Origin of the sequence: Rhodococcus ruber (assembly GCF_027270735.1) — a bacterium.
Taxonomy (GTDB): domain Bacteria; phylum Actinomycetota; class Actinomycetes; order Mycobacteriales; family Mycobacteriaceae; genus Rhodococcoides; species Rhodococcoides rubrum_A.
The window spans coordinates 26,227-49,806 of sequence record NZ_JAPWIJ010000019.1 but is presented as its reverse complement, the minus strand read 5'-3'; the positions used below and the strand labels follow the sequence as shown (position 1 = coordinate 49,806).

Annotated in this window: 28 protein-coding genes; 13 read left to right on the top strand and 15 right to left on the bottom strand. The window is 63.6% G+C overall.

Features of this window, described 5'->3' with window-relative positions:
- The 3 genes from O4220_RS27105 to O4220_RS27095 all read left to right on the top strand — a co-directional run.
- A partial coding sequence (locus O4220_RS27105; RefSeq protein ID WP_269608645.1) for an acetyl-CoA carboxylase biotin carboxyl carrier protein subunit occupies positions 1-155 on the top strand: 155 nt, incomplete at its 5' end.
- Between the two features lie 66 nt (positions 156-221).
- A complete protein-coding gene (locus O4220_RS27100; protein WP_269608641.1) occupies positions 222-644 on the top strand; it encodes a DUF1707 SHOCT-like domain-containing protein in 423 nt (140 codons plus the stop codon).
- Entirely contained in the window at positions 641-1,327 is a 687-nt protein-coding gene (locus O4220_RS27095) for a haloacid dehalogenase type II (protein WP_269608640.1), read from the top strand. Before O4220_RS27100 ends, O4220_RS27095 begins: the two co-directional genes overlap by 4 nt.
- A 6-nt stretch (positions 1,328-1,333) precedes the next feature.
- Here the strand turns inward: O4220_RS27095 and O4220_RS27090 are convergent, their stop codons facing one another.
- From O4220_RS27090 to O4220_RS27070, 5 genes are all read right to left on the bottom strand, one after another.
- Entirely contained in the window at positions 1,334-1,900 is a 567-nt protein-coding gene (locus O4220_RS27090) for an AAA family ATPase (protein ID WP_269608639.1), read from the bottom strand.
- A complete protein-coding gene (locus tag O4220_RS27085) occupies positions 1,897-2,373 on the bottom strand; it encodes a DUF2306 domain-containing protein (RefSeq protein WP_269608638.1) in 477 nt (158 codons plus the stop codon). The genes O4220_RS27090 and O4220_RS27085 overlap by 4 nt, the downstream gene beginning before the upstream one ends.
- An 85-nt stretch (positions 2,374-2,458) precedes the next feature.
- On the bottom strand, positions 2,459-3,286 hold the full coding sequence (locus tag O4220_RS27080) for a hypothetical protein (RefSeq protein ID WP_269608637.1): 828 nt from the start codon (positions 3,284-3,286) through the stop codon (positions 2,459-2,461).
- Positions 3,287-3,393: 107 nt separating this feature from the next.
- A complete protein-coding gene (locus O4220_RS27075; protein ID WP_269608636.1) occupies positions 3,394-3,534 on the bottom strand; it encodes a hypothetical protein in 141 nt (46 codons plus the stop codon).
- A gap of 29 nt (positions 3,535-3,563) precedes the next feature.
- Complete coding sequence (locus O4220_RS27070; RefSeq protein ID WP_269608635.1) at positions 3,564-3,965, bottom strand: VOC family protein; 402 nt, start codon at positions 3,963-3,965, stop codon at positions 3,564-3,566.
- 168 nt (positions 3,966-4,133) lie between these two features.
- On the opposite strand from O4220_RS27070, the gene O4220_RS27065 reads away from it, so the two are divergent.
- Positions 4,134-4,694, top strand: coding sequence for an alpha/beta fold hydrolase (locus O4220_RS27065; protein WP_269608634.1), 561 nt, complete (start codon positions 4,134-4,136; stop codon positions 4,692-4,694).
- Here O4220_RS27065 and O4220_RS27060 read toward each other — a convergent pair.
- Both O4220_RS27060 and O4220_RS27055 read right to left on the bottom strand, forming a co-directional pair.
- A complete protein-coding gene (locus tag O4220_RS27060) occupies positions 4,666-4,983 on the bottom strand; it encodes a CHC2 zinc finger domain-containing protein (protein ID WP_269608633.1) in 318 nt (105 codons plus the stop codon). The two genes, O4220_RS27065 and O4220_RS27060, sit on opposite strands and share 29 nt — an antisense overlap.
- A gap of 29 nt (positions 4,984-5,012) precedes the next feature.
- The gene (locus tag O4220_RS27055; protein WP_269608632.1) at positions 5,013-5,546 is read right to left on the bottom strand and encodes a nucleotidyltransferase family protein; all 534 of its coding nucleotides are present in this window, start codon (positions 5,544-5,546) and stop codon (positions 5,013-5,015) included.
- Positions 5,547-5,723: 177 nt separating this feature from the next.
- On the opposite strand from O4220_RS27055, the gene uraD (O4220_RS27050) reads away from it, so the two are divergent.
- Genes uraD (O4220_RS27050) through pucL form a run of 4 tightly spaced genes read left to right on the top strand, consistent with a single transcriptional unit; the run spans position 5,724 to position 9,387 of the window.
- The gene (gene uraD, locus O4220_RS27050; protein ID WP_269608631.1) at positions 5,724-7,628 is read left to right on the top strand and encodes a 2-oxo-4-hydroxy-4-carboxy-5-ureidoimidazoline decarboxylase; all 1,905 of its coding nucleotides are present in this window, start codon (positions 5,724-5,726) and stop codon (positions 7,626-7,628) included.
- 10 nt (positions 7,629-7,638) lie between these two features.
- Positions 7,639-8,142: a 2-oxo-4-hydroxy-4-carboxy-5-ureidoimidazoline decarboxylase gene (gene uraD, locus O4220_RS27045; protein ID WP_269608629.1), complete on the top strand. Its 504-nt coding sequence runs from the start codon at positions 7,639-7,641 to the stop codon at positions 8,140-8,142.
- Positions 8,139-8,465, top strand: a complete 327-nt coding sequence (gene uraH, locus O4220_RS27040; protein WP_094736678.1) for a hydroxyisourate hydrolase — start codon at positions 8,139-8,141, stop codon at positions 8,463-8,465. The genes uraD (O4220_RS27045) and uraH overlap by 4 nt, the downstream gene beginning before the upstream one ends.
- Before the next feature lies 1 nt (position 8,466).
- The gene (gene pucL, locus O4220_RS27035; protein WP_269608628.1) at positions 8,467-9,387 is read left to right on the top strand and encodes a factor-independent urate hydroxylase; all 921 of its coding nucleotides are present in this window, start codon (positions 8,467-8,469) and stop codon (positions 9,385-9,387) included.
- Between the two features lie 10 nt (positions 9,388-9,397).
- On the opposite strand, the gene O4220_RS27030 is transcribed toward pucL, so the two are convergent.
- Positions 9,398-10,030: a DUF2461 domain-containing protein gene (locus O4220_RS27030; RefSeq protein ID WP_269608627.1), complete on the bottom strand. Its 633-nt coding sequence runs from the start codon at positions 10,028-10,030 to the stop codon at positions 9,398-9,400.
- Between the two features lie 9 nt (positions 10,031-10,039).
- Positions 10,040-11,608, bottom strand: coding sequence for a PucR family transcriptional regulator (locus tag O4220_RS27025; RefSeq protein WP_269608626.1), 1,569 nt, complete (start codon positions 11,606-11,608; stop codon positions 10,040-10,042).
- A gap of 199 nt (positions 11,609-11,807) precedes the next feature.
- On the opposite strand from O4220_RS27025, the gene O4220_RS27020 reads away from it, so the two are divergent.
- Positions 11,808-12,620: an FAD binding domain-containing protein gene (locus O4220_RS27020; protein WP_269608625.1), complete on the top strand. Its 813-nt coding sequence runs from the start codon at positions 11,808-11,810 to the stop codon at positions 12,618-12,620.
- Positions 12,617-15,331, top strand: coding sequence for a molybdopterin-dependent oxidoreductase (locus O4220_RS27015; protein ID WP_269608624.1), 2,715 nt, complete (start codon positions 12,617-12,619; stop codon positions 15,329-15,331). The genes O4220_RS27020 and O4220_RS27015 overlap by 4 nt, the downstream gene beginning before the upstream one ends.
- Here O4220_RS27015 and O4220_RS27010 read toward each other — a convergent pair.
- From O4220_RS27010 to O4220_RS27000, 3 genes are all read right to left on the bottom strand, one after another.
- A complete protein-coding gene (locus O4220_RS27010) occupies positions 15,303-15,740 on the bottom strand; it encodes an Lrp/AsnC family transcriptional regulator (RefSeq protein ID WP_032376860.1) in 438 nt (145 codons plus the stop codon). The two genes, O4220_RS27015 and O4220_RS27010, sit on opposite strands and share 29 nt — an antisense overlap.
- A 98-nt stretch (positions 15,741-15,838) precedes the next feature.
- The gene (locus O4220_RS27005; RefSeq protein ID WP_032376859.1) at positions 15,839-16,549 is read right to left on the bottom strand and encodes a CPBP family intramembrane glutamic endopeptidase; all 711 of its coding nucleotides are present in this window, start codon (positions 16,547-16,549) and stop codon (positions 15,839-15,841) included.
- Complete coding sequence (locus O4220_RS27000) at positions 16,549-17,733, bottom strand: NAD(P)H-binding protein (protein WP_269608623.1); 1,185 nt, start codon at positions 17,731-17,733, stop codon at positions 16,549-16,551. The genes O4220_RS27005 and O4220_RS27000 overlap by 1 nt, the downstream gene beginning before the upstream one ends.
- A gap of 54 nt (positions 17,734-17,787) precedes the next feature.
- Between O4220_RS27000 and O4220_RS26995 the strand changes: the two genes are divergently transcribed.
- A complete protein-coding gene (locus O4220_RS26995; RefSeq protein WP_269608622.1) occupies positions 17,788-18,390 on the top strand; it encodes a ribulose 1,5-bisphosphate carboxylase large subunit in 603 nt (200 codons plus the stop codon).
- Positions 18,391-18,393: 3 nt separating this feature from the next.
- On the opposite strand, the gene O4220_RS26990 is transcribed toward O4220_RS26995, so the two are convergent.
- The gene (locus O4220_RS26990; protein ID WP_269608621.1) at positions 18,394-19,512 is read right to left on the bottom strand and encodes an acyl-CoA dehydrogenase family protein; all 1,119 of its coding nucleotides are present in this window, start codon (positions 19,510-19,512) and stop codon (positions 18,394-18,396) included.
- 375 nt (positions 19,513-19,887) lie between these two features.
- On the opposite strand from O4220_RS26990, the gene O4220_RS26985 reads away from it, so the two are divergent.
- Both O4220_RS26985 and O4220_RS26980 read left to right on the top strand, forming a co-directional pair.
- Positions 19,888-21,117 (top strand): aminotransferase class I/II-fold pyridoxal phosphate-dependent enzyme, encoded by a 1,230-nt coding sequence (locus tag O4220_RS26985; RefSeq protein ID WP_269608620.1) that lies wholly within the window; start codon positions 19,888-19,890, stop codon positions 21,115-21,117.
- The gene (locus tag O4220_RS26980) at positions 21,114-22,679 is read left to right on the top strand and encodes an NAD-dependent epimerase/dehydratase family protein (protein ID WP_269608618.1); all 1,566 of its coding nucleotides are present in this window, start codon (positions 21,114-21,116) and stop codon (positions 22,677-22,679) included. The genes O4220_RS26985 and O4220_RS26980 overlap by 4 nt, the downstream gene beginning before the upstream one ends.
- On the opposite strand, the gene O4220_RS26975 is transcribed toward O4220_RS26980, so the two are convergent.
- Both O4220_RS26975 and O4220_RS26970 read right to left on the bottom strand, forming a co-directional pair.
- Complete coding sequence (locus O4220_RS26975; protein WP_269608617.1) at positions 22,663-23,184, bottom strand: DUF1992 domain-containing protein; 522 nt, start codon at positions 23,182-23,184, stop codon at positions 22,663-22,665. The genes O4220_RS26980 and O4220_RS26975 overlap by 17 nt on opposite strands.
- Before the next feature lie 61 nt (positions 23,185-23,245).
- On the bottom strand, positions 23,246-23,497 hold the full coding sequence (locus tag O4220_RS26970; RefSeq protein ID WP_032376853.1) for a hypothetical protein: 252 nt from the start codon (positions 23,495-23,497) through the stop codon (positions 23,246-23,248).
- Between the last annotated feature and the right edge of the window lie 83 nt (positions 23,498-23,580).

Sequence of the window (23,580 nt, the reverse complement as noted above, 5' to 3'; positions counted from 1 at the left end):
GCGACACCGTCGAGGTAGGGGACCTCATCGCTGTCCTGGAAGCGATGAAAATGGAAAACCCCGTCACCGCCCACAAAGCAGGCACCATCACCGGCCTGAGCGTCACCGCAGGCGACGCCATCACCCAAGGCACCATCCTCACAGAAATCAAATAACGACATATCGGTAGCGATGCGAATTTTGGCTCGAATCTAGGCCTCGGATAGCGCTACCCTGTAGCGATGTCCGAGCTTCCGGAAATTCGTATCGGTACTGCTGATCGGGAAAAGGCGCTCGACGCGCTCAGCCTGCACTTCAGCGAGGGTCGCCTCACGGTCCCCGAGTTCGACGAGCGCAGTGCCACTATCGCCTCCGCCACGACGCGCGGGGAGCTCGACACGGTGTTCGTCGACCTTCCCGCCGCGTCGACGCCGCCGCACACGCCTGCCCGGCCCGAGCGGTCACCTGCTCCGGCCGAGACCGGCGGCGGTCTCGATTGGCGTGCCGTGGTCATGCCACTGGTCATCTTCGGTTCGTTGGCGTTGTTCTTCCTCACCGATTTCGACAACAAGTGGCTCTTCTTCCTCCTCATCCCACTCGCCGGTGCGTTGCTGTCCGCAGGCGGACACTCGAAGAGTCCGAAGAAAAAGAAGAAGGAGCGTTGAAGGCACTTCTGTTCGACGTGTTCGGTACCGTCGTCGACTGGCGCACCAGCATCGCTCGCGAGGTCCGACGTCAGTGCGGGCCGGATGTCGACAGCTTTTCTTTCGCAGACCGCTGGCGCAGCATGTACCAGCCGGCGATGGAAGAGGTCCGGTCCGGTCGCAGGCCTTTCACCCGGCTCGACGTACTGCATCTCGAATCACTCCGAGTCGTGTTGTCGGAGTTCGACATTCAGCTTGCCGAGGATTGTATTGCCGCGCTGAATCAGGCGTGGCACCGATTGGATCCCTGGCCGGATTCGGTCCCCGGACTCACCCGGCTTCGCACCGAATTCATCATCGCCCCGCTCTCGAACGGGAACATCTCCCTGCTGCTCGACATGGCCAAGAACGCCGGACTGCCGTGGGATGCAATCCTCGGCGCAGAACCGGTGCGGGCGTACAAGCCCACCCCGGACGCCTACCTGCGTACCGCCGACATTCTGGGTCTCGAGCCGCGTGACTGCATGATGGTGGCCGCACACAACAGCGATCTCGTCGCGGCAGCCGACTGCGGTTTCGCGACTGCGTTCGTCGCCCGTCCGCTCGAACACGGACCGGGGCAGACTGCCGACCTCGTTGCGGAGTCCGACTGGACCTACAGTGTCGACTCGATCGAGTCTCTCGCAACGCAACTTCACTGCTGACAACAGCTATCGAGTCGGAGAAATCAGCTGGTGCGCAATCCACGCCTCCACGTCCCGGTGCGAACGACAGCGAACAATTGTCAGCTCCGGGCGGCGCACGCTCAGTCGCTGCACGCGCTCGGTGTTCAACCGGTAGGTGTTCCATGCCCATCGAACGACGTGGTCGCGGTCGAGGAAGACGCGGTGCAGTGGGGGTTCGACGTTGCCGTTCCACAGCTCGTGCCTACCGAGCCTGCGGCGCAACGTCCGAGTCATCACCTGCCGCATGACTGTTCGGCGCGGTAGGTCGAGCCACAACATCAGATCCGCACGATCGGCGAGACGATCGCGCACAGCGTGGTACTGCCACTCGGTGACCCAGGCAGGGCGCGAGATGAACTTCTCCACGTCGGACTCGAACGTCGCACGCGGCGTCCAATTCGGCCCGTGATAGAGGCTGTCGATCTCGATGTGTTCGATTCCCAGAATCGATCCCAGACGGGCACACAGTGTCGTTTTGCCGGAACCGGACGTCCCCGCAACGACGATCCTCGACGGGCAACGTGGAACTGCATCGTTCGGTCCGAGAATCACGGAGACGACGGTAGCGAACCGTAGGTACCGGTAGGGCGTCGACTGCGCCGAATGATTGCCACGATCCCGACCATCAGGGGCAGCTGCAGAAACACGATGGCGTTGAGAGCGTCGTTCGGAAGAGGCAAGTAGTCGAAGAACTGGGCCGTACCGGTCACGATGAGCACCAGGTAGGACAGCTGCATCGACAGCATGTGTCGCCGAACCCAACCCGCTCGCGAGCGCCCGAACACGGGCTGCCACCAGCCACACAGCACCAGAACGCCGGTCAGCACCGACACTGCGTGAAACACGCTCCAGCCGGTACGAATGTCGGTCACGAAGAACGAGGAGACCACCATGACCAGTAGAGCGAAGCCGTACATCCGTCCCCAGTGCCGGTGCCGCGGCGTCCCTTTTCGCGCGAGCAGAATCACGGCACCGAGCAGAACCGACAGCAGCGCGGCCGATATGTGGAGCACCGTGATCGACATCGGCCACCACCTTTCGCGGTCTCGACGCTACCGAATCGTGATCACCGATGCTGCGTCCGACGTGCTACCCAACTGAGTTCGCCCTCTACGGTTGGGCACACAGCGCTACGATCGCCTCCGCCATGTGGTTCACGAACTCTCGACGCTTCGGCTCGGGCAGCCGGTCGAGTGAGAGGTACGGGTTCAGGTCTTCGAGCTCGACCAACAGCAGCGCTCCGTCAACGGTGCGGCATGCGTCCACCCGCGTGATTCCGTGGTCGATGTCGTTCCAGTCGACGAATCGTTGCGCGAACTCTTCGTCCTGAGCAGTAGCCGAGTACGGCTCCAAGTCCCAGCGTCGGCCGGGGTCCGGAGCGTGCAAGGAGTATTGCAATGTGCGGCCGATGAAGTAGAACGACACTTCGTACACAAAATCGATTCGCGGCTGAATCAACGTGCCCGGCTCGACTTCCGACAGTTCGGCGCGCCCGATGTGACGCATACCGATCGAGTCGGCACCCCATTTCGGTTTCACCACATAGGTTTCCACCTCGGGTAAGCGCGAGACGTCCCGCGGGCCGTCGACGGTAGGAATAACCGGAAAACCATCTGCGAAAAGGTCGACCAGGTACTGCTTGCCTCTCTGGTCGCCTTTGCCGGTGAGCTGGGTGAAGACCCTCGTGCCGTTCTCGCGCGCGCGGCGAGTAAACGCGTCGAAAGCATCCTGGTACCCCAGCACGGGCCCGGAGTTCCGGATGACGACAGCATCGAAGCCGTCCATCAGCGCACGCGCTTCGAGCGGGTGACACAGCGCAATGTCGACCCGCTCGCGGAGCTGCGACGACAGAAAGATGTCTTCGTCGCAGTAGCGTCGGCCCCTCGATGGATAAGCCAGGTCGGTGACGAAGAGAACGCGCGGACGGGGTGCACACATCGGGCAAATCCTACCGATCGACCAGGTAGTCACAGGACATCATCGGCAATCCGAGGCGGTCACGATGTTCGTTTGCGGGCCATCGGATACGCCTGCGATGGCGGCTCTTATCCCACCGCGGCCCGGTGCACTCGAACGTCCGCCGCAGACAACGACTCCATGGATCCGGCGCGGAAAATCAGATGCGGGAATTCGCGTCGAGCAACCTCGACCATGTTCGGCGACAAGCCTATTCCGGTTCTCGTCATCGAAACATGCTGCTGCTCGGCCACAATCGCTAGGGTATCGGCTCACCCGGCGTCGACAGGTAGGAGTGCGTCAGCATCTCGAAGAAGTGCCCGGTCGGGTCGCGGAAGTACACTCCGCGGCCACCATGGCCGGTATTGACGGTGCCGGGTTCGGTCATCCGAGGGTCGGCCCAGTGCTCGACGCCCCGGTCGACCAGCCTGGTGTAGGCCGCGTCGAACAGATCGTCGCTGACCCTGAACGCATAGTGCTGAAACTGAATATCGTCGAAGGGGGGCTCGGCGAATTGGATGAGCGTTCCGTCGGTGAGTTGTACGTTGACGAACGGCCCCCACGACGGCGCCTCTGGTAGAGCGAACAGCTCGCGAAAGAACGCCGCAGAATCGGAACTGTTCTTCGCAACAACGATGGTGTGATCGAACGAAATGGACATGCGCTGCCTCCTGGGCAGTACGACGCCTCCATGCCTGACGCAGTCCGTCATCGACACGCGACGCTGCCGAAGATGCTCGCACGAACCCCGAATCCGAGTCAACCGGTGAATTCACGGGGTGGCACCGGTCTTCTTCGGTGACAGCATTGCCGGAGAGAGGAACCCAGCATGGTCGGCCGACTTCTGTTCGTTCACGGCGCCGGTGGATTTGTCGACGACGCGGAGCTGGCGCACGGGCTGGCCAGGGCTCTGCGTCTCGACCTTCGGATGCCGGAGCTGTCCGACACCGCTATGGGTTTCGAGGACTGGGCCGGACCGGTTCGGCAACACCTGGACCGGCTCGGACCGGAGGATTGGGTGATGGCGCATTCCTTCGGCGCATCGATCCTCGTCAGGGTCCTGGCAGAACATCGCCGGCAATGGCCCCTGCGGGCCACTCTGCTGGCGATGCCGGACTGGACTCCGTGTGGGTGGGACGTCGTCGACTACGCGTTCACCGACCCCGAACCCGAGACCGACCTGATGCTCGTCCACTGCCGGGACGACGACGTGGTTCCCGTTTCCCACCTGGCGCTGAACTCGAAAGCTCTCCCGTCTGCGACGGTGGTCGAGTTCCCGACCGGTGGTCATCAGTTCGACGGCATCATCGACGCCGTTGCCGCCGAGGTCAGCGGATTCGGGCGTCCCCGCGGGGAAGCTTCTATTGGTCCCGATCCTCGTAGTCGATGACGAGACCGGCTCGGTCCGCCAGGATTTCGACCGATTCGATCCTGCTGACCCCGTCGACAGCCTGGATGAAATCGAACGCGTCGCCTCCTGCTCCGCACCCGAAACAGTGAAAACGTTGCCGGCTCGGTCGAACATGCAGACTGGGTGTCCGCTCACCGTGCACCGGACACACGGCCTTCATCGAGTCCAGTCCCGAGCGGACGAGTGGCGTCCGCTCGCCGATCACGCCTTCCAGCACGACTGCGGCGCGGATGGCATCCACTGTTCGATCCGAAATGCGCCGCTCCATGACTTTCACGCTACCGCCGACGGGGCCACTCACCGATAGTCGTGGTCGATTCCCGTTGCCCATTGCGAACATTCGACGGCAATCACGTCGTCTCTCCCCCGCAGGAAGTCCCGGGCGCCGGAGTCTCCCGACGCCGATGCCACGGCTGCGTCGACGTGTCGACGCGCCAGAACGACCGGATGTCCGGGACGGCCGTCGAACACCGCCCTGGCGAGACCTGTTTCCCGCGCTGCGGCGAGAACTGCCTGCACCACCTCGGGTCCGACATCCGGCGTATCGACCACGTGCACCACCGCGTAGTCCGCGCCCGACGCCGCCGATAGCCCGGTGATGAAGGAGGCGCTCATTCCTTGCTCCCACTGGGGTGCATACACGGCGATCGCGCCGTCGGGGACTGGGGCATCGGCCGCGCCCAGCACCACGAGCACGCGGTCGCAGCCGCCGTCGCGCAATGCCTGCACTGCCGTACGAAGCCACAGCCCGTCGTGAGCGAGCACTTTCGGCGAGCCGTACCGCGTTCCGGCACCCGCAGCCAGGAGCACTCCCACGGCAGAGTCGGACACCCTGGCTCCTTCCGTCGCTGGGCCGGTGTTGGATGTTCGCACAACGGCCACGTCGAGTACGCCCCGAAGTTTGTGCTCGCTCGACTAGCGAGGATAGGCGCGATGACCGATTCTTAGTGCACTTCTCCTGCAGCGTCGCAGGAATCCTGCCCTGTTGCTTCCGCGAGGTGCCCACCCATGTCCGTCAAGCCCACCACACGCACACGTGTCCATCCTGTCGACGAAGTGCTCCCAGTTCCGAAACTCGCCGCCTACGGTTTCCAACATGTCGTCGCGTTCTACGCAGGCGCTGTCTTGGTGCCGATCATCATCGGCAGCGCGATCGGACTGACCAACGAACAATTGATTCACCTGATCAATGCGGATCTGTTCACCTGCGGCATCGCGTCGATCATTCAGTCGGTCGGATTCTGGAAGATCGGTGTCCGCCTGCCGCTGCTGCAAGGCGTGACGTTCGCCGGTGTCTCTCCGGTGATTGCAATCGCGATGGCGAACGGCGGCGGCACCGAGGGGTTGCTGTACGTCTACGGTGCCGTCATCGTGGCCGGCCTCGTCACGTTCTTCATGGCACCGTACTTCAGCAAACTGCTGCGCTTCTTCCCGCCGGTGGTGACCGGCACCGTCATCACGATCATCGGTGTCGCCTTGCTGCCGGTCGCCGTCAACGACGCGGTGACCAATCCTGCTACGCACGAACAGGACCCGACCAACGGGCGGTGGATGGCGTACGCGATCGGCACACTGCTGATCATCGTGTTGATCCAACGGTTCTTCAAGGGATTCATGGCCACCATCGCCGTGCTCCTGGGCCTCGTCATCGGCAGCGCGGTCGCATTCATGCTGGGAGACATGAACTTCGACGGCACTTCGGAAGCATCGTGGGTCGGTTTCACGCAGCCCTTCCTGTTCGGGGTACCCAAATTCAGTGTCATCGCCATCATTTCGATGATCGTCGTCATGCTCATCATCGCGGTCGAAACCACCGGCAGCGTGTACGCGACCGGTGAGATCGTCGGCAAACGCATCAAGAAGGACGACATCGCCGCCACCCTGCGCGCAGACGGCGTTGCCACCGTCATCGGCGGTACGTTCAACTCGTTCCCGTACACGGCGTTTTCGGAAAACGTCGGTCTGGTCCGGCTGACCGGCGTTCGCAGCCGATGGGTGGTGGCCACCGCCGGTGGCATCATGATTCTGCTCGGTTTGCTGCCCAAGACCGCGGCCGTCGTCGCATCGATTCCCCCGCCGGTGCTCGGTGGTGCCGCGCTGGCCCTGTTCGCGACCGTCGCCGTGGTCGGAATCCAAACCCTGTCGAAGGTGGACTTCACCGATCACCGCAACCTGATCATCGTCGCTACCAGTCTCGGACTGGCGATGCTCGTCACCATCCAGCCCACAGTCTCGGAAGGCGTGCCGGACTGGCTCGCAATGCTGTTCGGCAGCGGCATCGTGCTGGGCGCGGTCTCGGCAATCGTGCTCAACGTGTTGTTCTTCCACATCGGCAATCGCGGGCAGGCCGTCGCCGGTGGTCCGGGTAAGGGCATCACCCTCGACCAGGTCAACGAGATGTCCTCCGAGGACTTCGCCGCAACGTTCGGCGGCTTGGTGCAGGGCACTCCGTGGGTGGTCGAACGCGCGTACCAGCAGCGGCCCTTCGCCGATGCGCACGGTTTGCGCGAGGCGTTCCAGGAGTCACTGCTGGCCGGCACCACCGAGGAACAGATCGAGCTGATCAACAGCTACCCCGATCTCGGTAGCGAGGACGCCACCGGCACCCTCAACGCAGCGGACCACGTCGGCCTGTCCAACCTGGAGGAGGACGAGCACGACAACATCGTCCAACTCGCCGCCGAATACCGCGAGCACTTCGGCTTCCCGCTGGTGATCTGCGCGCGGGAGACCGAGCGCTACGATCGAGTCCTGGCCAACGGTTGGTCGCGCGTCGAGAACGCGCCGTCGGCAGAGCGGTCGTTTGCGATGATCGAGATAGCCAAGATCGCGAACTACCGATTCGACGATCTTGTGGCCGATGCCAACCCGATCGCGGCCGCGCGGTTCGGTCGCATCAACGACTTCAGATAGTGAGCGCGAGTTGCTACACGAATGGATAGGGCTCGACGGGTTCAATCGGCTCAGTGATCGACAGGCGATGCACGCACTCTACGAGTGTTGCGCGTCGTCGATCTGGGCCCGTCGGGTCGCCCAGGGCCGCCCGTTCGACAGTCGAGACCTGCTGTTGGACAGAGCAGATCGAGTCCTCGCCGAGCTACCCGAAGCCGAGATCGACCATGCTCTCGACGGCCATCCCCGAATCGGCGGCAAGGCCGACAACCCGTCGTCGAAGCGCGAGCAGGCGGCGGTGACGACCGCCGGCACCGCGGTGCTCGAGAAATTGGCGGCGGGAAACCGTGCGTACGAGGAGAAGTTCGGGCACGTCTATCTAGTGTGTGCCACCGGCCGATCGGCCGAGGACCTGCTCGCTATCCTCGAGGAGAGGCTCGACAACGATGCCGAAACCGAAAGACGGGTGCTCCGCGTGGAACTGGCCAAGATCAATCGAATTCGCCTCGGCCGCATGCTGGGTCCCGAGCAGTGACCGGGCTGTCCACGCACGTACTCGACGCCACCTCGGGAACACCGGCGGTCGGGATGCGGGTGCGATTGTTCCACCCCGAGAAGGGCGAGATCTCCACCGCCACCACGGACGGGGACGGACGTATCGGTGAAGTCGTACCGGGGCCGATCGATCCGGGCGTCTACCGCCTCTCGTTCGACACCGGCGATTATTTCGAGGCAACAGCGACACCGAGTTTCTATCCCGAGGTGTCGATCTCGTTCACCGTCACCGATCCCGATGCCCACTACCACGTGCCTTTGCTGTTGTCCCCCTTCGCTTATTCGACCTATCGCGGGAGCTGACATGACCGACCTGACCGGCAAGATCGTCCTCGGATCCAATCAGTACGGCAAGGCGGAGAACCGCGTAGTGCGGATCTATCGAGACTCGCCGCGGCACGAAATCCACGACATCAACGTCTCGAGTGCGCTACGCGGCAACTTCTCCCCCGCGCATCTGGTGGGTGATCAGTCCAACGTGCTGCCCACCGACACCCAGAAGCAGACCGCGTACGCGTATGCCAAGACCAAGGGCCTACTGCACCTCGAGAGTTACGGCCTCGATCTGGCTCGCCACTACGTCGACGACGTCGACCCCGTAGACGGTGCCCGCATCGAGCTGGAGGAGTATGCCTGGGCTCGAGTGGTCGTCGACGGCGTCGAGCACGATCACACCTGGACGCGCAAGGGGGAGGAGACCCGTACGTCGGCCGTGACCGTCGAAGGCAAGGGCGATGCCCAGCGGACATGGGTGATCAGCGGCTTCAAGGAGATGGTGATCCTGAAGTCGACGGGCTCGGAGTTCCACGGCTTCCTCGAGGACGACCTGACCGTTCTCGAGCCCACCACCGACCGTGTGATGGCGACGTCACTGACGGCGCAATGGCGTTACACCACAGCCGATGTCGAGTGGGATGCGGTGTACGAGGGCGTGAAGGCCGCGATGATCGAAAGGTTCGCCAATCTGCAGTCCTTGGCGTTGCAGCAGACGTTGTACGCCATGGGTGAGGCAGTGCTCGAGAAGTATCCGTTCATCGCCGAGATCTCGATGTCGGCACCGAACAAGCATCACTTCCTGTACGACCTCGGCAAGTTCGACATCGAGAACAACCTCGAGGTGTTCAACGCCGACGACCGTCCGTACGGTCTGATTCAGGCGACGGTCGAACGCGAGGATGCTCCGGATGCCGGAAGTGCCTGGCGAACGTACTCTGTCGTCGGATAGAGCGCTGCGCTCACGTGTGCAGCGCCGCAGACCATTCCACCAAGGGAGTCAGGGCACGCCAGGCGTCGCGCACCTTCGTCGCGGCCTTGGATGTTTCCAGCCAGGCGGGTGACCCGAAATGCTTACCTGCAGTGAGCGACTTGTGGCGCAAAAGGTCGATGCGCGGGTGATCGAGCTCGTATCCCCGCGGCTTGGTCTTGAGCTTGTCTCCGCCGATCTCGTATCCGGCCTTGGTCAACGTCCCCAATATCCGCTCGAGCTCGGCTCCGCGCACGTCGTCGTCGACGGTGCGGCGATAGCGGGCAACACCGTCGGTCGAGGAGTTGTAGAAGCCTCCGGCGACGAACAATCCGGCGGGGTCGATCTGGACGTAGTAGCCCAGACTGTCGCCGCGAGCGACGAATCCGCCCTGATGGGTCTTGTACGGAGTCTTGTCCTTGGAGAAGCGAACGTCTCGGTAGGGGCGGAACACCTTGGCGCTGCCGAACTCCGGTTCCAGTGTCGCGAGCAACGCCGTCATCGGCCCCTTGACCGCGTTCTCGTAGACCGCTTTGTGCTCGTTCCACCAGAGCTTGCTGTTGTCGGCTTCGAGGTCCTCGTAGAAGTCCAGCGCAGCAAAGGGGATCCCGGTGAAGCCAGTCATACAGCGATCTTATGCCGCTCCCGTGGCCGACGGCCGAGGGATGGATTGCAGAGCGAGGTAGACGTCCAGCCTGTCCTCGGTGGAGCCCAGGTCGCGGCCGAGTAGTTCCTCGACACGCTTGATTCGATATCGGACGGTGTTGAGGTGCACATGCAACGAGTCGGCGGTTCGATTCCAGGATCCGCCCGTGGCCAGAAACTCACGAAGTGTGTCGATCAGACCGGCGTCGGCGCGCCGGTCGTACTCGAGCAAGGGTGCCAGAACATGCTCGACGAAAGATCGGCGCACGTCGTCGGGCAGTGCCGACAGCATCGACACTGCCGAGGTCAGCTGCGCACCGGTGGTGACAGTGACGGGGCCGGTCCCCTGCCTGCTCATGTCCAGGGCGTGCCGGGCCGAACGCAGCGCACCGTCGATGGTGAGACCCGTGGCCTCCGAGCTGACGCCCACGAGCAGGCGGCTGCGCCCGATACCGGAACCCAAGCGGGACAATCGGGTTCGGAGGGTTTGCGCGATCCATGGATCCTCGGTGTTCACGATCGCGACGATGTCGCCGTGTGTGCTGGCACCGACGCAGCCGCCGCCGAAGGAATTCAGAGTATCGCTGAGCACTGTTCGCAGCATCTCGCGCAGATCGGCTTTACCGCTGTGCACGATCCTGATGACGACCAGCGGACGGTCTGGATCGACGGCTGCCTGACGCAGCCGAGTCAGCGCCTCGGGCCTGGTGCTGTCGGCTTCGATCAATGCCACGGCCTGGTCTGCTATTTCACGACGAACCAGCCGTCCTTCCTCGCGTCGAGCACGATCGAGGGCGGCGATCGCTGCCAGCTGACCGAACGCGTCGGAGATCGCCGGAGGGAAGGTGTCTCTGTCTCCCGCCACCGCGAGGAACCACCGCGTGGTTCTCTGAGCGAGCGACGGGCCGATTCCGAAGATGCTGTACGCCTCACCGTCGCTGAGAGTCGTTGTCGTGGGCAGTCTTTCGGATGACAGCGCAGCGTGCGTCAATGTGTCGACGTCGGCATCGGAGAACGCGACCACTTCGGCCACCAGCCGGCGCCCGGTAGCAGTGAAGATCAGACATGCCATCCCCGTTTCCCTGGAGGTGTGCAGGGCCAGCTCGTCGAGGGCCCTACCGTCTGCGACCGCAGTGAGCAGTTGGCGGTGCCGAACGAGGGAGCTGTTGAGCGAGGCGATTCGATCACCGGTGACTCTCCCGACGAGAAACTCGGTGACCTCGCCGAACGAGACATTGTCGGGTACGGCGAGCAAGGGCAGTCCGTGCCGCTCGCACGCGTCGATCAGATCCGGTGGAATGTGGCCGAGCAATCCCTCCCCCGCCGCCAGTGCCGAGGCCCCGGATTCTGCGACAGCCCGGACGAACACCTCGCTATCGGCCGGCGTTCGACGCCACACGAGGCCGGTGATGACCAATTCGCCGCCGGCGATGTAGCGCGACGGATCCGGCAGATCGGTGGTGTAGGTCCACCGCAACGTGCGGTCCAGAGCGTCCGGGTCGGAGGTGAGCAATCGAATGCTGAGCCCTGTGGCGTCGAGCAAGTCCTTGACCTGCACTGTCGCCCTCCCCCGGCTCGGCATCACTGCGCTTGTTCGAGACCACACTAGGTGCGGGTTGTTTCCGCCGAGTTTCGGACGGATCGCCGGACCACCGAAGATCGGTAACAGAAACTCACTAGAGTTCGAGGTGACACATCGGGTGGTGGACCTGCCGGCGCGGTGGACCCTCCCGGCGAGGATGAGGTGAACGAAGACCATGGATCTCGGCACTGTCGACAACGTTCTGCTTCCCGGTTCCCGGTCGGACCTGCCGCCGGGACGCGCAGACACCGCAGTACTCGCAGGTGGTACCTGGTTGTTCTCGGAGAAGCAGGATCATCTGAGTACCCTCGTCGATATCACCGCCCTGGGCTGGGAGCCGTTGACGGTCACCGAGGCCGGGCTCGAGATCGCCGCCACGTGCACGATCGAGACGCTGGCGCGATTCGATTCGCAGTGGCCTGCCGCCGCACTGTTTCCTCGCTGCGCCGCAGCACTGTTGGCCTCGTTCAAGATCTGGAAAACTGCCACCGTCGGCGGCAACATCGCGTTGGCCCTGCCCGCCGGTGCGATGATCTCGGTCACCGCGGCCCTCGACGGCATCGGGCAGGTGTGGTCTGCAGACGGTCCCGAACACGACTACGACATCGCGATCGACGATCTGATCACCGGACCGCACACCAATGCTCTTCGCCCTGGAGACGTGTTGCGCAGCATCGAGATTCCGCGGTATGCGCTCGAGGCGAGGACGGCGATGCGCAAGCTCGCACTCTCACCACTCGGCCGATCGGCCGCGGTGGTGATCGGGCGGGTCGACGCCGGCGGCCAGTTCGTTCTGACGGTGAGCGCATCGACGGTCCGCCCGTTCGTACTTCGCTTTCCGGCTCTGCCGACGGCCGGCGAACTCGACGAGGCGCTGGCCGAGACAATCGGTCCCGAGCACTGGTACGACGACCCCCACGGTGCGCCGGACTGGCGTCGTCACATCAGTTGTATTGCAGCCCAGCAGATTCGCGAGGAGTTGTCATGATCGTCGACATCAACGGCGTACCGACCGACGTCGAACCACGGCCGGGCCAGTGCCTACGAACGATGCTGCGCGAACACGAACATTTCGAGGTGAAGAAAGGCTGCGACGCGGGCGATTGCGGAGCGTGTTCGGTGCTCGTCGACGGTGAGCCGGTGCACTCGTGCATCTTCCCCGCATTCCGTGCCGCGAACCGATCCGTGACCACCGTTACCGGGCTCGGCACTCCGGACGACCTGCATCCCATGCAGAGCCGCTTCGTCGAGGCCGCGGGCTTCCAGTGTGGGTTCTGCACGGCAGGAATGGTCGTCACTGCATCGACGCTGACCGAGAACGATATGGACGAACTCCCCGAGCGGCTGAAGGGGAATCTGTGTCGCTGCACCGGGTACCGGGCGATAGCCGACGCAGTCTGTGGACTGGTGAACACCGAGAAAGCCGTCGACGGACCGGCCTGCGGGCGATCCGTCGCTGCACCGGCCAGCGCCCGGATCGTCACCGGAACCGAGCCTTACACCCTCGATCACTCACCCCAGGGGCTACTGCACGCCACGGTGCTCGGCAGCCCGCATGCGCATGCGCGCATCGTCGCCATCGACGTCGCTGCCGCGGAGCGGGTGCCCGGGGTCGTTCTCGTGCTCACCGCGAAAGACAGCCCGTCCACCGCATTTTCGACGGCACGCCACGATCGCCGCGTCGACGATCCCGACGACACCCACGTACTCGACACCGTCGTGCGCTTCATCGGCCAGCGGGTGGCGATCGTGGTCGCAGATTCGGTCGCGGCCGCGGAGCAAGGGTGCCGCGCCCTCGTCGTCGAGTACGACGTGCTGCCCGCGGTGTTCGATCCCGAATCCGCGCTCGAACCCGGTGCGCCGAAGATCCACGGCGACAAGGATGCGACGGCTCGCATTGCGGATCCGTCACGAAATCTGGTGGCAGAGTTGCACGGCAGCACCGGAGACGTCGACGCCGCAGTCCGTGATGCGGCGGCGGTGGTCACCGGACGGTGGACGACGCAGCGAGTACAACACGTGCACCTGGAGACCCACGGCACCATCGGGTGGCTGGACGAGACGGGGAGGCTGAATCTGCGCACCAGCACCCAGGTTCCGTTTCTGGTACGCGACGAGATCTGTGAGATCTTCGGCCTTCCGCGCGAAGGAGTGCGGGTGTTCACCGCCCGCGTCGGCGGCGGCTTCGGCGGCAAGCAGGAGTTGCTGACCGAGGACGTCGTGGCGCTGGCCGTGCTCCGCACCGGCCGACCCGTGCAATTCGAGTTCACGCGGACCGACGAGTTCACCGTCTCGCCGTGTCGTCACCCGTTCCGGGTCGACGTCACCGCTGCCGCGAGCGCCGACGGCACGTTGACCGCGTTGTCGATCGACGTTCTCACCGATGCCGGGGCCTACGGAAATCACAGTGCCGGAGTGATGTTCCACGGGTGCGGCGAGTCCGTCGCGATCTACCGGTGCGCCAACAAGCGCGTCGATGCGAAGACCGTCTACACCAACAACATTCCGTCCGGAGCATTCCGTGGTTATGGACTGGGACAGGTGATGTTCGCGATCGAATCGGCAATGGACGATCTGGCCAGAGAGATCGACGTCGATCCGTTCGAGTTTCGACGACGCAACGTGATCGTCCCCGGCGACGACATCGTCGCCGCGCATATCGAAGAAGACGACCTGCAGTTCGGAAGCTACGGCCTCGATCAGTGCATCGACCTCGCCCAGGCAGCCCTGCGACGCGGCAACGGTGAGCATGCGCCGACGGGATGGAAAGTCGGCGAAGGGATGGCGGTGGCCATGATCGCGACGATTCCACCACGCGGTCATCGCGCCGAAACGTCGGTGGCATTGCTGCCCGAGGGTCGGTACGAGATACGCGTCGGAACAGCGGAATTCGGCAACGGGACCACTACCGTGCACACTCAGATCGCGGCGAGCGAGTTGGGTACCTCGGTCGATCGCATTCAGGTCTGCCAGTCCGACACCGATTCCACCACCTACGACACCGGCGCCTTCGGTTCGGCGGGCACGGTGGTGGCAGGCAAGGCTCTCTACGCGGCGGTCCGCGCACTGTCGGCAAGGATTCTCGATATCGCCGGAACCGTTACCGGACAACGACACTCGGACTGCACATTGGGACCCGAAGGCGTGCGGTGCGGCGATCGGTTCGTCACCCTCGACGACATCTTGGCGAAGGCCGGTGGCTCGCTGGTCACCGAGGGCAACAGCGGCGGGCTACCGCGATCACTGGCGTTCGATGTCCAAGCTTTCCGGGTGGCGGTGGACGAGGACACCGGCACAGTGCAGATTCTGCACTCGGTGCACAGCGCGGACGCTGGAACGGTGATGAACCCGCAGCAGTGCCGCGGCCAGGTCGAAGGTGGCGTTGCGCAGGCTATCGGCAGCGCACTGTACGAGGAGATCCGTACCGACGGTGCCGGTCTGGTCACCACCGATTCCATCCGGAGCTATCACGTTCCGCAGTTCGCGGATATTCCTCGGACCGAAGTACTGTTCGCCGACACCTACGACCGGTTGGGTCCGTTCGGCGCGAAGTCGATGAGCGAGTCTCCGTACAACCCCGTCGCTCCTGCTTTGGCAAACGCTATCCGCGACGCTGTGGGGGCCAGACTGTACGACCTGCCGATGTCCTCGGATCGCGTGTGGCGGGCCGTCAGCGGTCGTAGAACGTCTGCAAAATGATGGTGCTGCGTGTCTGCACGTTGGCGGTGGCCCTGATTTCCTGCAGTAGGCGTTCGAGTGCACGAGGCGATTCGACTCGCACCAACAGTACGTAGCTTTCCTCGCCGGCAACCGAATGGCACGATTCGATGGCCGAGAGGTGCTTCAGTCTGGCGGGAGCGTCGTCGGGTTGGGCCGGGTCGATGGGAGTGATTGCCACGAAGGCCGACAACGGCCGTCCGAGGGCTTCCGGATCCACCTGGGCGGTGTAGCCACGGATCACGCGCCGTGACTCCAGCCGTCGGACTCTGGATTGCACGGCCGAGACCGACAAGGAAGCCTTCTCCGCCAGCGTCGCCAACGTGGCGCGGCCGTCGGACACAAGCTCGTCGATGATCAAGCGATCGACGCGATCGAGATTTTCACTCACCTGCGCAATGTAGCCCAGTTCCGGAAGGAATTAGCACGCAGGACCGTTTCTGCCGAGCGAATCGGTGTTTACGCCTCTTTCCGATCGAACATCGGCGGTCACACGAACAACGGCGGAAGAGCGAGCACCATGACCGCCGACCAACTGACGTGAGTGAGTATCGGTGCCAGGATCCCTCCAGAGGCACGCCGCTGAAGACCCATCACGTACCCCAGCAGCACGGCGGCGAAGCCGAGCATCGGATTGCCGGACGCGAGAGTGGCGATCGCGTACACGACGGTAGAGATGATCACCGGGTTCTTCACGCCGATCGCCGAGTACAGCGCCCCACGGAAGAAAATTTCCTCGGCCACGCCGTTGAGCAGCGCGATGAAGACGATCAGTACCAGCGAGCCCACTCTGGCGTGCGCGAGCACGTTCTCGGTGAAGTCGGCCAGCGGCGGAATCTGCCGTACGACCAGACCGCCGAGCATGAACACACCACCCACGGCGAGACCGATCAGAATGGGTGTGACGATCGGCCTACGGATCGAACCGCCGACCACGATGCGTCCCAGATGCAGGGGGCCCGAGAGCAGTCCGCCCACCGTCCATACCGCAGCGAGTACCAGCGTCAGTGCGTAGAACGACGGGTCGCCGGGCTCGACCTTGAGCGAGAAGTAGAGCACTGTGGCGCCGATCACCAAGGTGATCATGACGATGATCCGGCGCTTGCGGAATGCCGCGTCGGATTCTCGGTGATCGCGCTCCACGGGATCGACCAGCGCGGACTTCATCACGTTCAGCGCGGTCGTCGACCACGTTCCCATCACGCCTCCTCGGTATCGGTCAAGCGACGCACGGCCGATGTCACGCGTCGGTTCACACCGGCCACCACGTCCAGGTTGGTACGCACCGCTGCCGCCACAGGCTTCGAGGACAGCAGTCGCCGCCCGCCGAGGGCCTCGATCAAGCCCCAGGTGCGGTCCGAGGACACTGCCACACCGCGACGCCGGACGCCGAGGGCATCGCCGCCGCTCCACGCCGCATCCGTGTTGGCCAGCCGAAGCGGATCCTTCAGCGCGCACACACCGGGAGGCTCACCCACCATGCCCCGCACACTACGGGCCATGGCGTCTGCGATGGTGGTCAGACCATGTGGAGGGTCGGGAACGAGTTCACGTATCCGGCTCTCCGACGTCGTCATCGTGTTGTGCAGCGACCCCACCAGATCCTCGGCGAGCCCGGCCGGAACAGGGATGATCCGGCCTATCACTTTGCCTGCGAGGGAGGTAGGCACGAACGGCACCGGGACCCCGACCCGTTGAAGACCGGCAGCCTCGACGTACGCGAACACCAGATCGCGGTAAGGCACCACGTCCGGCCCACCGATGTCGTACGAGCCCGCCGGCACGGTCTCGGCGTCGGCGGACGCCACCAGATAGTGCAGCACGTCGTCGACGGCGATCGGCTGCACGGGCTCGGCGAGCCAGCTCGGCAGTGGTAGCACCGGCAAGCGGTCGGCGAGGTACCGCAACATCTCGTACGACGTCGAACCGGCACCCATGACGATGGCGGCACGAAGCCAGACCAACTCGACGCCGTCGACTGTCAACGCTTCCCCTACGTCCGCACGACTCGCGAGATGCTCGGAGAGATGGTCGTCGTCGGGTACGAAGCCCCCCAGATAGACGATCCGCTGCACACCCGCCCGGGCCGCAGCCGCGGCGAACTGCTCGGCGGACCGTCGATCCTGCGCACGGTAGTCGGACTCACCGATGGCGTGCACCAGGTAGTACGCCACATCGATGTCGCCGGCTTCGGCGAACGCATCGGCACACGATTGCTGATCGGTGACATCCAGCGATACCGCAGTGACGGAGTCGTGGAAATCGAACGTTCTCAGGTTGCTCGGCGTGCGAGAACCGACTACGACGTCGGCATCGTCGGCCAGCAGAGCTGCCACCAGCCGCGACCCGATGTATCCGCTGGCGCCGGTGACGAGGGCTCTCATGCTACGAGGCTAACGGCACTCGGGGCGTGGTGTCGGTGTGGCATTGTCGCTCCTATGGCTCTGGTGTTGGCAGGCGTGGTGCTCCCCGATCCACTCGGTACCGAGACGGTGCTCCGGCGCGGAGTCGCGGTGGCGCGGGTCGGTGTGAGCTGGATGATCACCACGACCGAATTCGCGCTTACCCTGCCCGGCCGAATCGAAGCGCTGATGAACCACATAGAGACATTGATGACACGTATCGACCGAGTGATCGACTCGGCCGACGCGGTCGTCGCCAGCGTGCAGCGGACGACCGGTGCCGCCGACGAGGTCGTCGCATCGGCATCGGTCGCCTCGCACACTGCGCTCGAGCTGATCGAACTGTTCGATCCGATCGCCAAGCAGGCCGAGCCCATGGCGCGGAAGTTCATCGACAACCTGTCCGACGAAGAAGTCGACGCCGCCATCGCTATGGTGGACCAGCTACCCGGCCTCCTCGATCACATGGAAGCTCTGCTCCCAATCCTCGCTACCCTCGACACGGTGTCCCCCGAGATTCACGAGTTGCTCGGAGTCACCAAAGATGTCCGACGCGCGGTGATCGGCATCCCCGGGTTCAAGTTCTTCCGCAACCGAGGCGAGGACAAACTGGCCGACGAAGAACGCAACGAAGACTGACCACTACTTGACGAAGGCGAAATCCTCACCTGCATGGAAACGGGCCAGGGTCTCCGAGATGGATCGTCGCGACGGCGGGTGAAATGCGAAGGCGTGCAATGCCGCTGCAACGTAAGCGATCTCGGGTGATTTGATGAAGCCGATCCCGCCGAGCGATTCGATGGCAGCCGAACTACTGCGGACCAGTGCGTCACGTATCGCAATGCGGTTGAACAACAACTTCACCGAAATGTCCTGTCCGCGTTCACCTTCGTCGAAGGCGCGGGCCACGTTCTCGATAGCTGCCATGGATGCCTCGAGTTCGGCCGCCGCCCGAACGTAGCCCTCGTAGTCGCCCTTGTCCTGCTCGATCATCCGCTCGAGCAGCGAAGTCGCGGCGCCGATGTAGTTGGCGGAGATCAACATGCCGAACCAGAGGTAACCGGTCATCTCGTGCACGCCATCGGGATCGTCGTCCTTGTTGGGCAGGACCAGGCTCGCGGGCACTTCGACGTCTTCGAGCAGGACTTCTTCGCTTTGTGCGCCGGCCAGAATGTCGGTGGTCCAGAACGGCTTCACGCTCATACCCGGAAGGCTGGCCGGAATCAGAGCGACGGCGCGGTCACCGGAGTCGATCTCGACACTGCAGGTCAGCAGATCCATCGACCGCGCCAGACTGCACGGCTTCTTGCTTCCGTTGACGATGTAGCTATCGCCCTTCTTCACGGCCGTCATCGTCGGTATGAACACACTCCCACCGGTGACTCCCTCGGAGAATCCGGACGCGACGATCGCCTTCTGTTCGACCAATCCCTTGATCAACGCTCGGTCGTCCTCGGTGGCACCGCGCGCGAACTCCGTCAGGGAGGCAAGTGAGAGATGGTGCATCGTGGTTCCAGCGCCGAGAGAGGGCGAGCGAGACCCTATGACCCTCTGCGCCCGGACCGCGTCGATGGCCGGAGCACCGAGACCGCCCAGTTCGCCCGGCACCACCAGACCGGTACCGCCGAATTCCCGAAACTTGTCGATCGCGTCCGAATCGCGCGACTCGAGTCGGTCCAGCGGGGTGGCATCCAAATAGTTCAGCAAACCAGGCATGTACTTCTCGAGCGTTTCTCGTTCGCGCACCATTAATCCAGTCACAGTTCATCTCCTTGTGTCACTAATTGATTGTGTGCCACTAATTGATTGCAGCGACGACCGTTTGTACCATCACTTGATCGCGACAAAGCGGTCGAATATTTACATACACAGCGGTAGAGCGGGTGAATTCGCGCTGGCCACCAAAATACCCCCCGACCTGCGCAAATAAACTAAAGATATCGTAAAATTTTAACTGCAAAAAGTACCCAAATCATTTTTTCGGACTGATTTACCAACCGATTTCCGCTGCGAGTGCGTTCTTTCGAGCATCGAATATTCTTCCGCCGAATACCAATCGCATTTGCCGCCCGCTCCGAATGAACTCAAGAATTCGCGGCAATCCACAAACAACTCTGTGAGGAGTTCTGGTACACGATGGTTGTCAACAGATTGATGAAACGACTCGGCGGAGACGAGCGCGTGGACTTGCTGCGCGCTGTTCGAGAAGCCGATGTGGTCCCCTACTTCCGTAAGATGGAATCGGCCGTCGCGCCGGTCGTTCGCGTCGAGGGCCGAGACAAGATCATGCTCGGGTCCAACAACTACCTCGGTATTGCCGACCATCCGAAGGTTGTCGAGGGTGCCCAGCACGCACTCGACACGTTCGGCAGCGCTGTCACCGGAAGTCGTTTGCTCAACGGCACTTTGGACCTCCACCTCGAACTCGAACACGAGATCGCCCAGTGGCACGGAACCGACGACGCACTCGTCTTCACCACCGGTTATCAAACGAATCTCGGAACGATCAGCGCGATCGTCGGCCCCGGTGACACGGTGATCGTCGATTCGGCGGCACACGCATCCATCCGCGACGGTAGCGCTCTTTCGGGCGCGTCGGTGGTCAAGTTCAAGCACAACGACATGGCCGACCTCGAAGCCAAGCTCCAGCAGCCCGTCGTCGACGACGGTGCCGTGCTGGTCATCGTCGACGGCCTGTATTCCATGGAGGGCGATCTTGCACCGCTCGACGCGGTCTCCGAGCTGTGTATCCGCTATCACGCGGCGCTGATGGTCGACGAAGCCCACAGCCTCGGTATCTACGGGCCCGAGCTCACCGGAGCCGCCGAGCTGTTCGGTATCACCAAGGACGTCGACGTCACGATGGCATCGCTGTCGAAGAGCCCCAGCTCCACCGGTGGGTTCGTCACCGGATCGAGTGACTTGATCGACACCCTCCGGGTCAAGGCCCGCGCCTTCCTGTTCACGACCTCCGGCGTGCCTGCTGCGGTGGGTGCCGCGTTGGCTTCGGTCCGCCTGATCCGTAGCGATGAGGGTAAGGATCGGGCTCGGCGCGTACTGGAGAACGCCGAGATCCTGCGCGGCGGATTGCAATCGGCTGGGCTCGACGTGGCAGGCCGCTCCGCGACCCCACACGGAGATACGGCCGCCCCCATCGTCTCACTGCACATCGGCGACGACCTCGTGGCCATGAGCCTGTGGAAGAACCTCTACGACCGTGGCATCTTCACCAGTGCCGCCTTGCATCCCGCCGTGCCGAAGTCCGGTGCGATACTTCGCCTGTGCGTGATGGCAACACACACCGAACAGCAGCTGTCGACCGCCACGGAGCACATCATCGAGGCCGTGGCAGGACTGCCCGAATGAGTGAGGACGCCCGCGGATTGCGTATCGCGGTCACCGGAGCCACCAGTGACTTCGCGGCCGCCATACTTCCGAGGCTGTTCGAGGATCCCGAGGTGGACGAGGTCATCGGGATAGCCCGTCGCCCAGCCCGAATCACGCACCCGAAGTTCACCTCGCTGCGCTCCGACATTCGCTCTCCCGACCTCGAGGAGACGTTCGCTGGATGCGACGTCGTGCTGCACTTGGCGTTCGTGGTCGAGGAGCTCAAAGACAAGGCCGAAACCCACGACATCAACCTCCGCGGCTCACGCAACGTCGTCGATTCGGCATATCGAGCGGGCGCGGCGCGAGTGGTCATTGCGTCGAGCATCAACGCATACGGTGCCGACATAGCTCCGGAGCCACTCACCGAGAACAGTTATCCTGCAGGTGATCCCGATCGTTATTACTTCTACGACAAGGCCGAGGTGGAACACTATGCTGAGTGGTGGCTCCGTAGGCACCCCGGCGAGATGACCATCTCGATGTTGCGGTGCACGTACATCGTCGGACCCGACTTCGCCAACGACGGGATCGACCAGTTCACCGGGCCGATCGGTGCATTCCCGGAGGCGGATCGGGCGTCGTATCAATTCCTGTACCAAGACGACATGGCCGACGCCTTCCACCGCGCGGCCAAGACCGACCTCGTCGGTCCGTACAACCTGGGTCCAGTGGACTGGGTCGGTGTGCGCGAACTCGCTGCGATGCAGGGCCAGTTGATGTTCGACGTTCCGCAGAAAGCTGCAACGCATGTTGCGAACGTGGCGTTCCGTCTGGGGCTCACACCCTTCTCCGGCCAGTGGGTCACACCGGGCGAACCCATAGTCGATTCCTCGGCTCTGGGCCGCGCCACCGGCTGGGCACCGACACTCACCGCACACGAGAGCGCCGCGGTGATGATTCTGCTGCAAGGCAAGTCGCTACTTCGCCGCGGCGACGCCCTGGCACGCGGCCTGGCTTGTGAAGCGGCGCTACGCCCGGCATCGGAGGCTGTTGCACTGAGCCGGGCGGATGTTGCCGCACTGCAGGTGGAACATCGTCAGCTCGATACCGGCCACGGCAGCGTGCACGCCGAGATCCATCGAGCGTCCGTCGAATCCGAGCAATCGGTGGTGCTCGTCGCAGACGCAGGTACGCACGCGCGATACCTCACCCCGTTGGCCTCGGACATCGCTGCGGGAGGCGTCGACGTGGTGGTCCTCGATCTACCCGGGCACGGCTTGAGCACCGGTCCACGCGGTCGATCGTCAGCGGCGCAGACCACCGAAGCCGTGGATGCAGCATTACGGTTCGCCCGAGTCGAGCTCGATACCGCGCCGATCACCGTCCGCAGCGGAAACCGTCATGCGGCGGACACTCTGGTCGGCGGAATTCTCAGGCGGGCCACCGGCTGGAAGACGATGGAAGAACCGGCACACTCCGACGGGCTGCTGCCGTCGAGAATTCGGGTCGACGGAACATCAGGCATTCCGTTCGTGTCGACAGCCGCCGATGCGCTCGCCATGTGTGGAACGACAACGGGTCTCAGCGCCGCCAGGTGAATGTTCGACGCATGCGCGTCCACCACGATCGTCCGGCGGTACCGGTCTCCGACGCCGAGGGTGCGACCGACTGCGAGCGATGCTCGTGCTCGAGTCGGTCCACCTCGGCTCGGTTGGTTCGCCACTTTTCGAGCCATGCCTCGACATCGACCGGCCCCAGGGGAACGATCGGCGGCGTCGGAAACCGGATCCAGTCGACAATGCGAGCGTTCAACTCGTCCAGAGCATCTCGTGCCGAGTCCTCGCGCCGAATACCGATCAGCGTGGACGGCAGCCGCTCGATCTCCTTGCGAAGCTGCAGCGCGGTGGGCAACAACGCGTCGGCCGGGAGATTCTCCCGTTTCAGGTAACCGCGAACCCACCACAGCTCGTCCCGGGGATCGCCGAGCGGAATCGGTTTACCGGCCCCCTCCAGCCCTTCGAAGGCGCCCTCGTCCTGGGCCTGACGGATTTGCTTGTCCACCCAGGACTCGAACGTGACTCCTGGCTTCTTGCGTTCGGTCACCCATCGACTGTAGATCCGATGCCGTCAGGTTCGCCAGGTCACCGCCACGAGTCGTGTGTGGTCAGCCGTACTCGGCGACCAACCGGTCGAATTCGTCACGGTCGATCACCTGCGGCTCGTTGATCGCGAGCGCCTGTGCGTACTTGCTCGCCAGGTGGTAGTCACGACCCAGCGGCCCTTGCTCGGCGTCGTCCTCGTCGGACTGGATGCTGGCTCCGGGGGGAACCTCGTTCTGCAGGCCGTTGGTCTTGCTGCCGAGCAGAGCGTCGAGTTTCGCGGAAATCTTCTGCATGGTCTCTTGGTCGTCGGTCATGGCGTCCGGGTACCCGAATCGAAGGAAACAACACGGGCTCGTGAACCGGAGCTGCACGGGGATTATCTGTCGGCGCCCCGGGG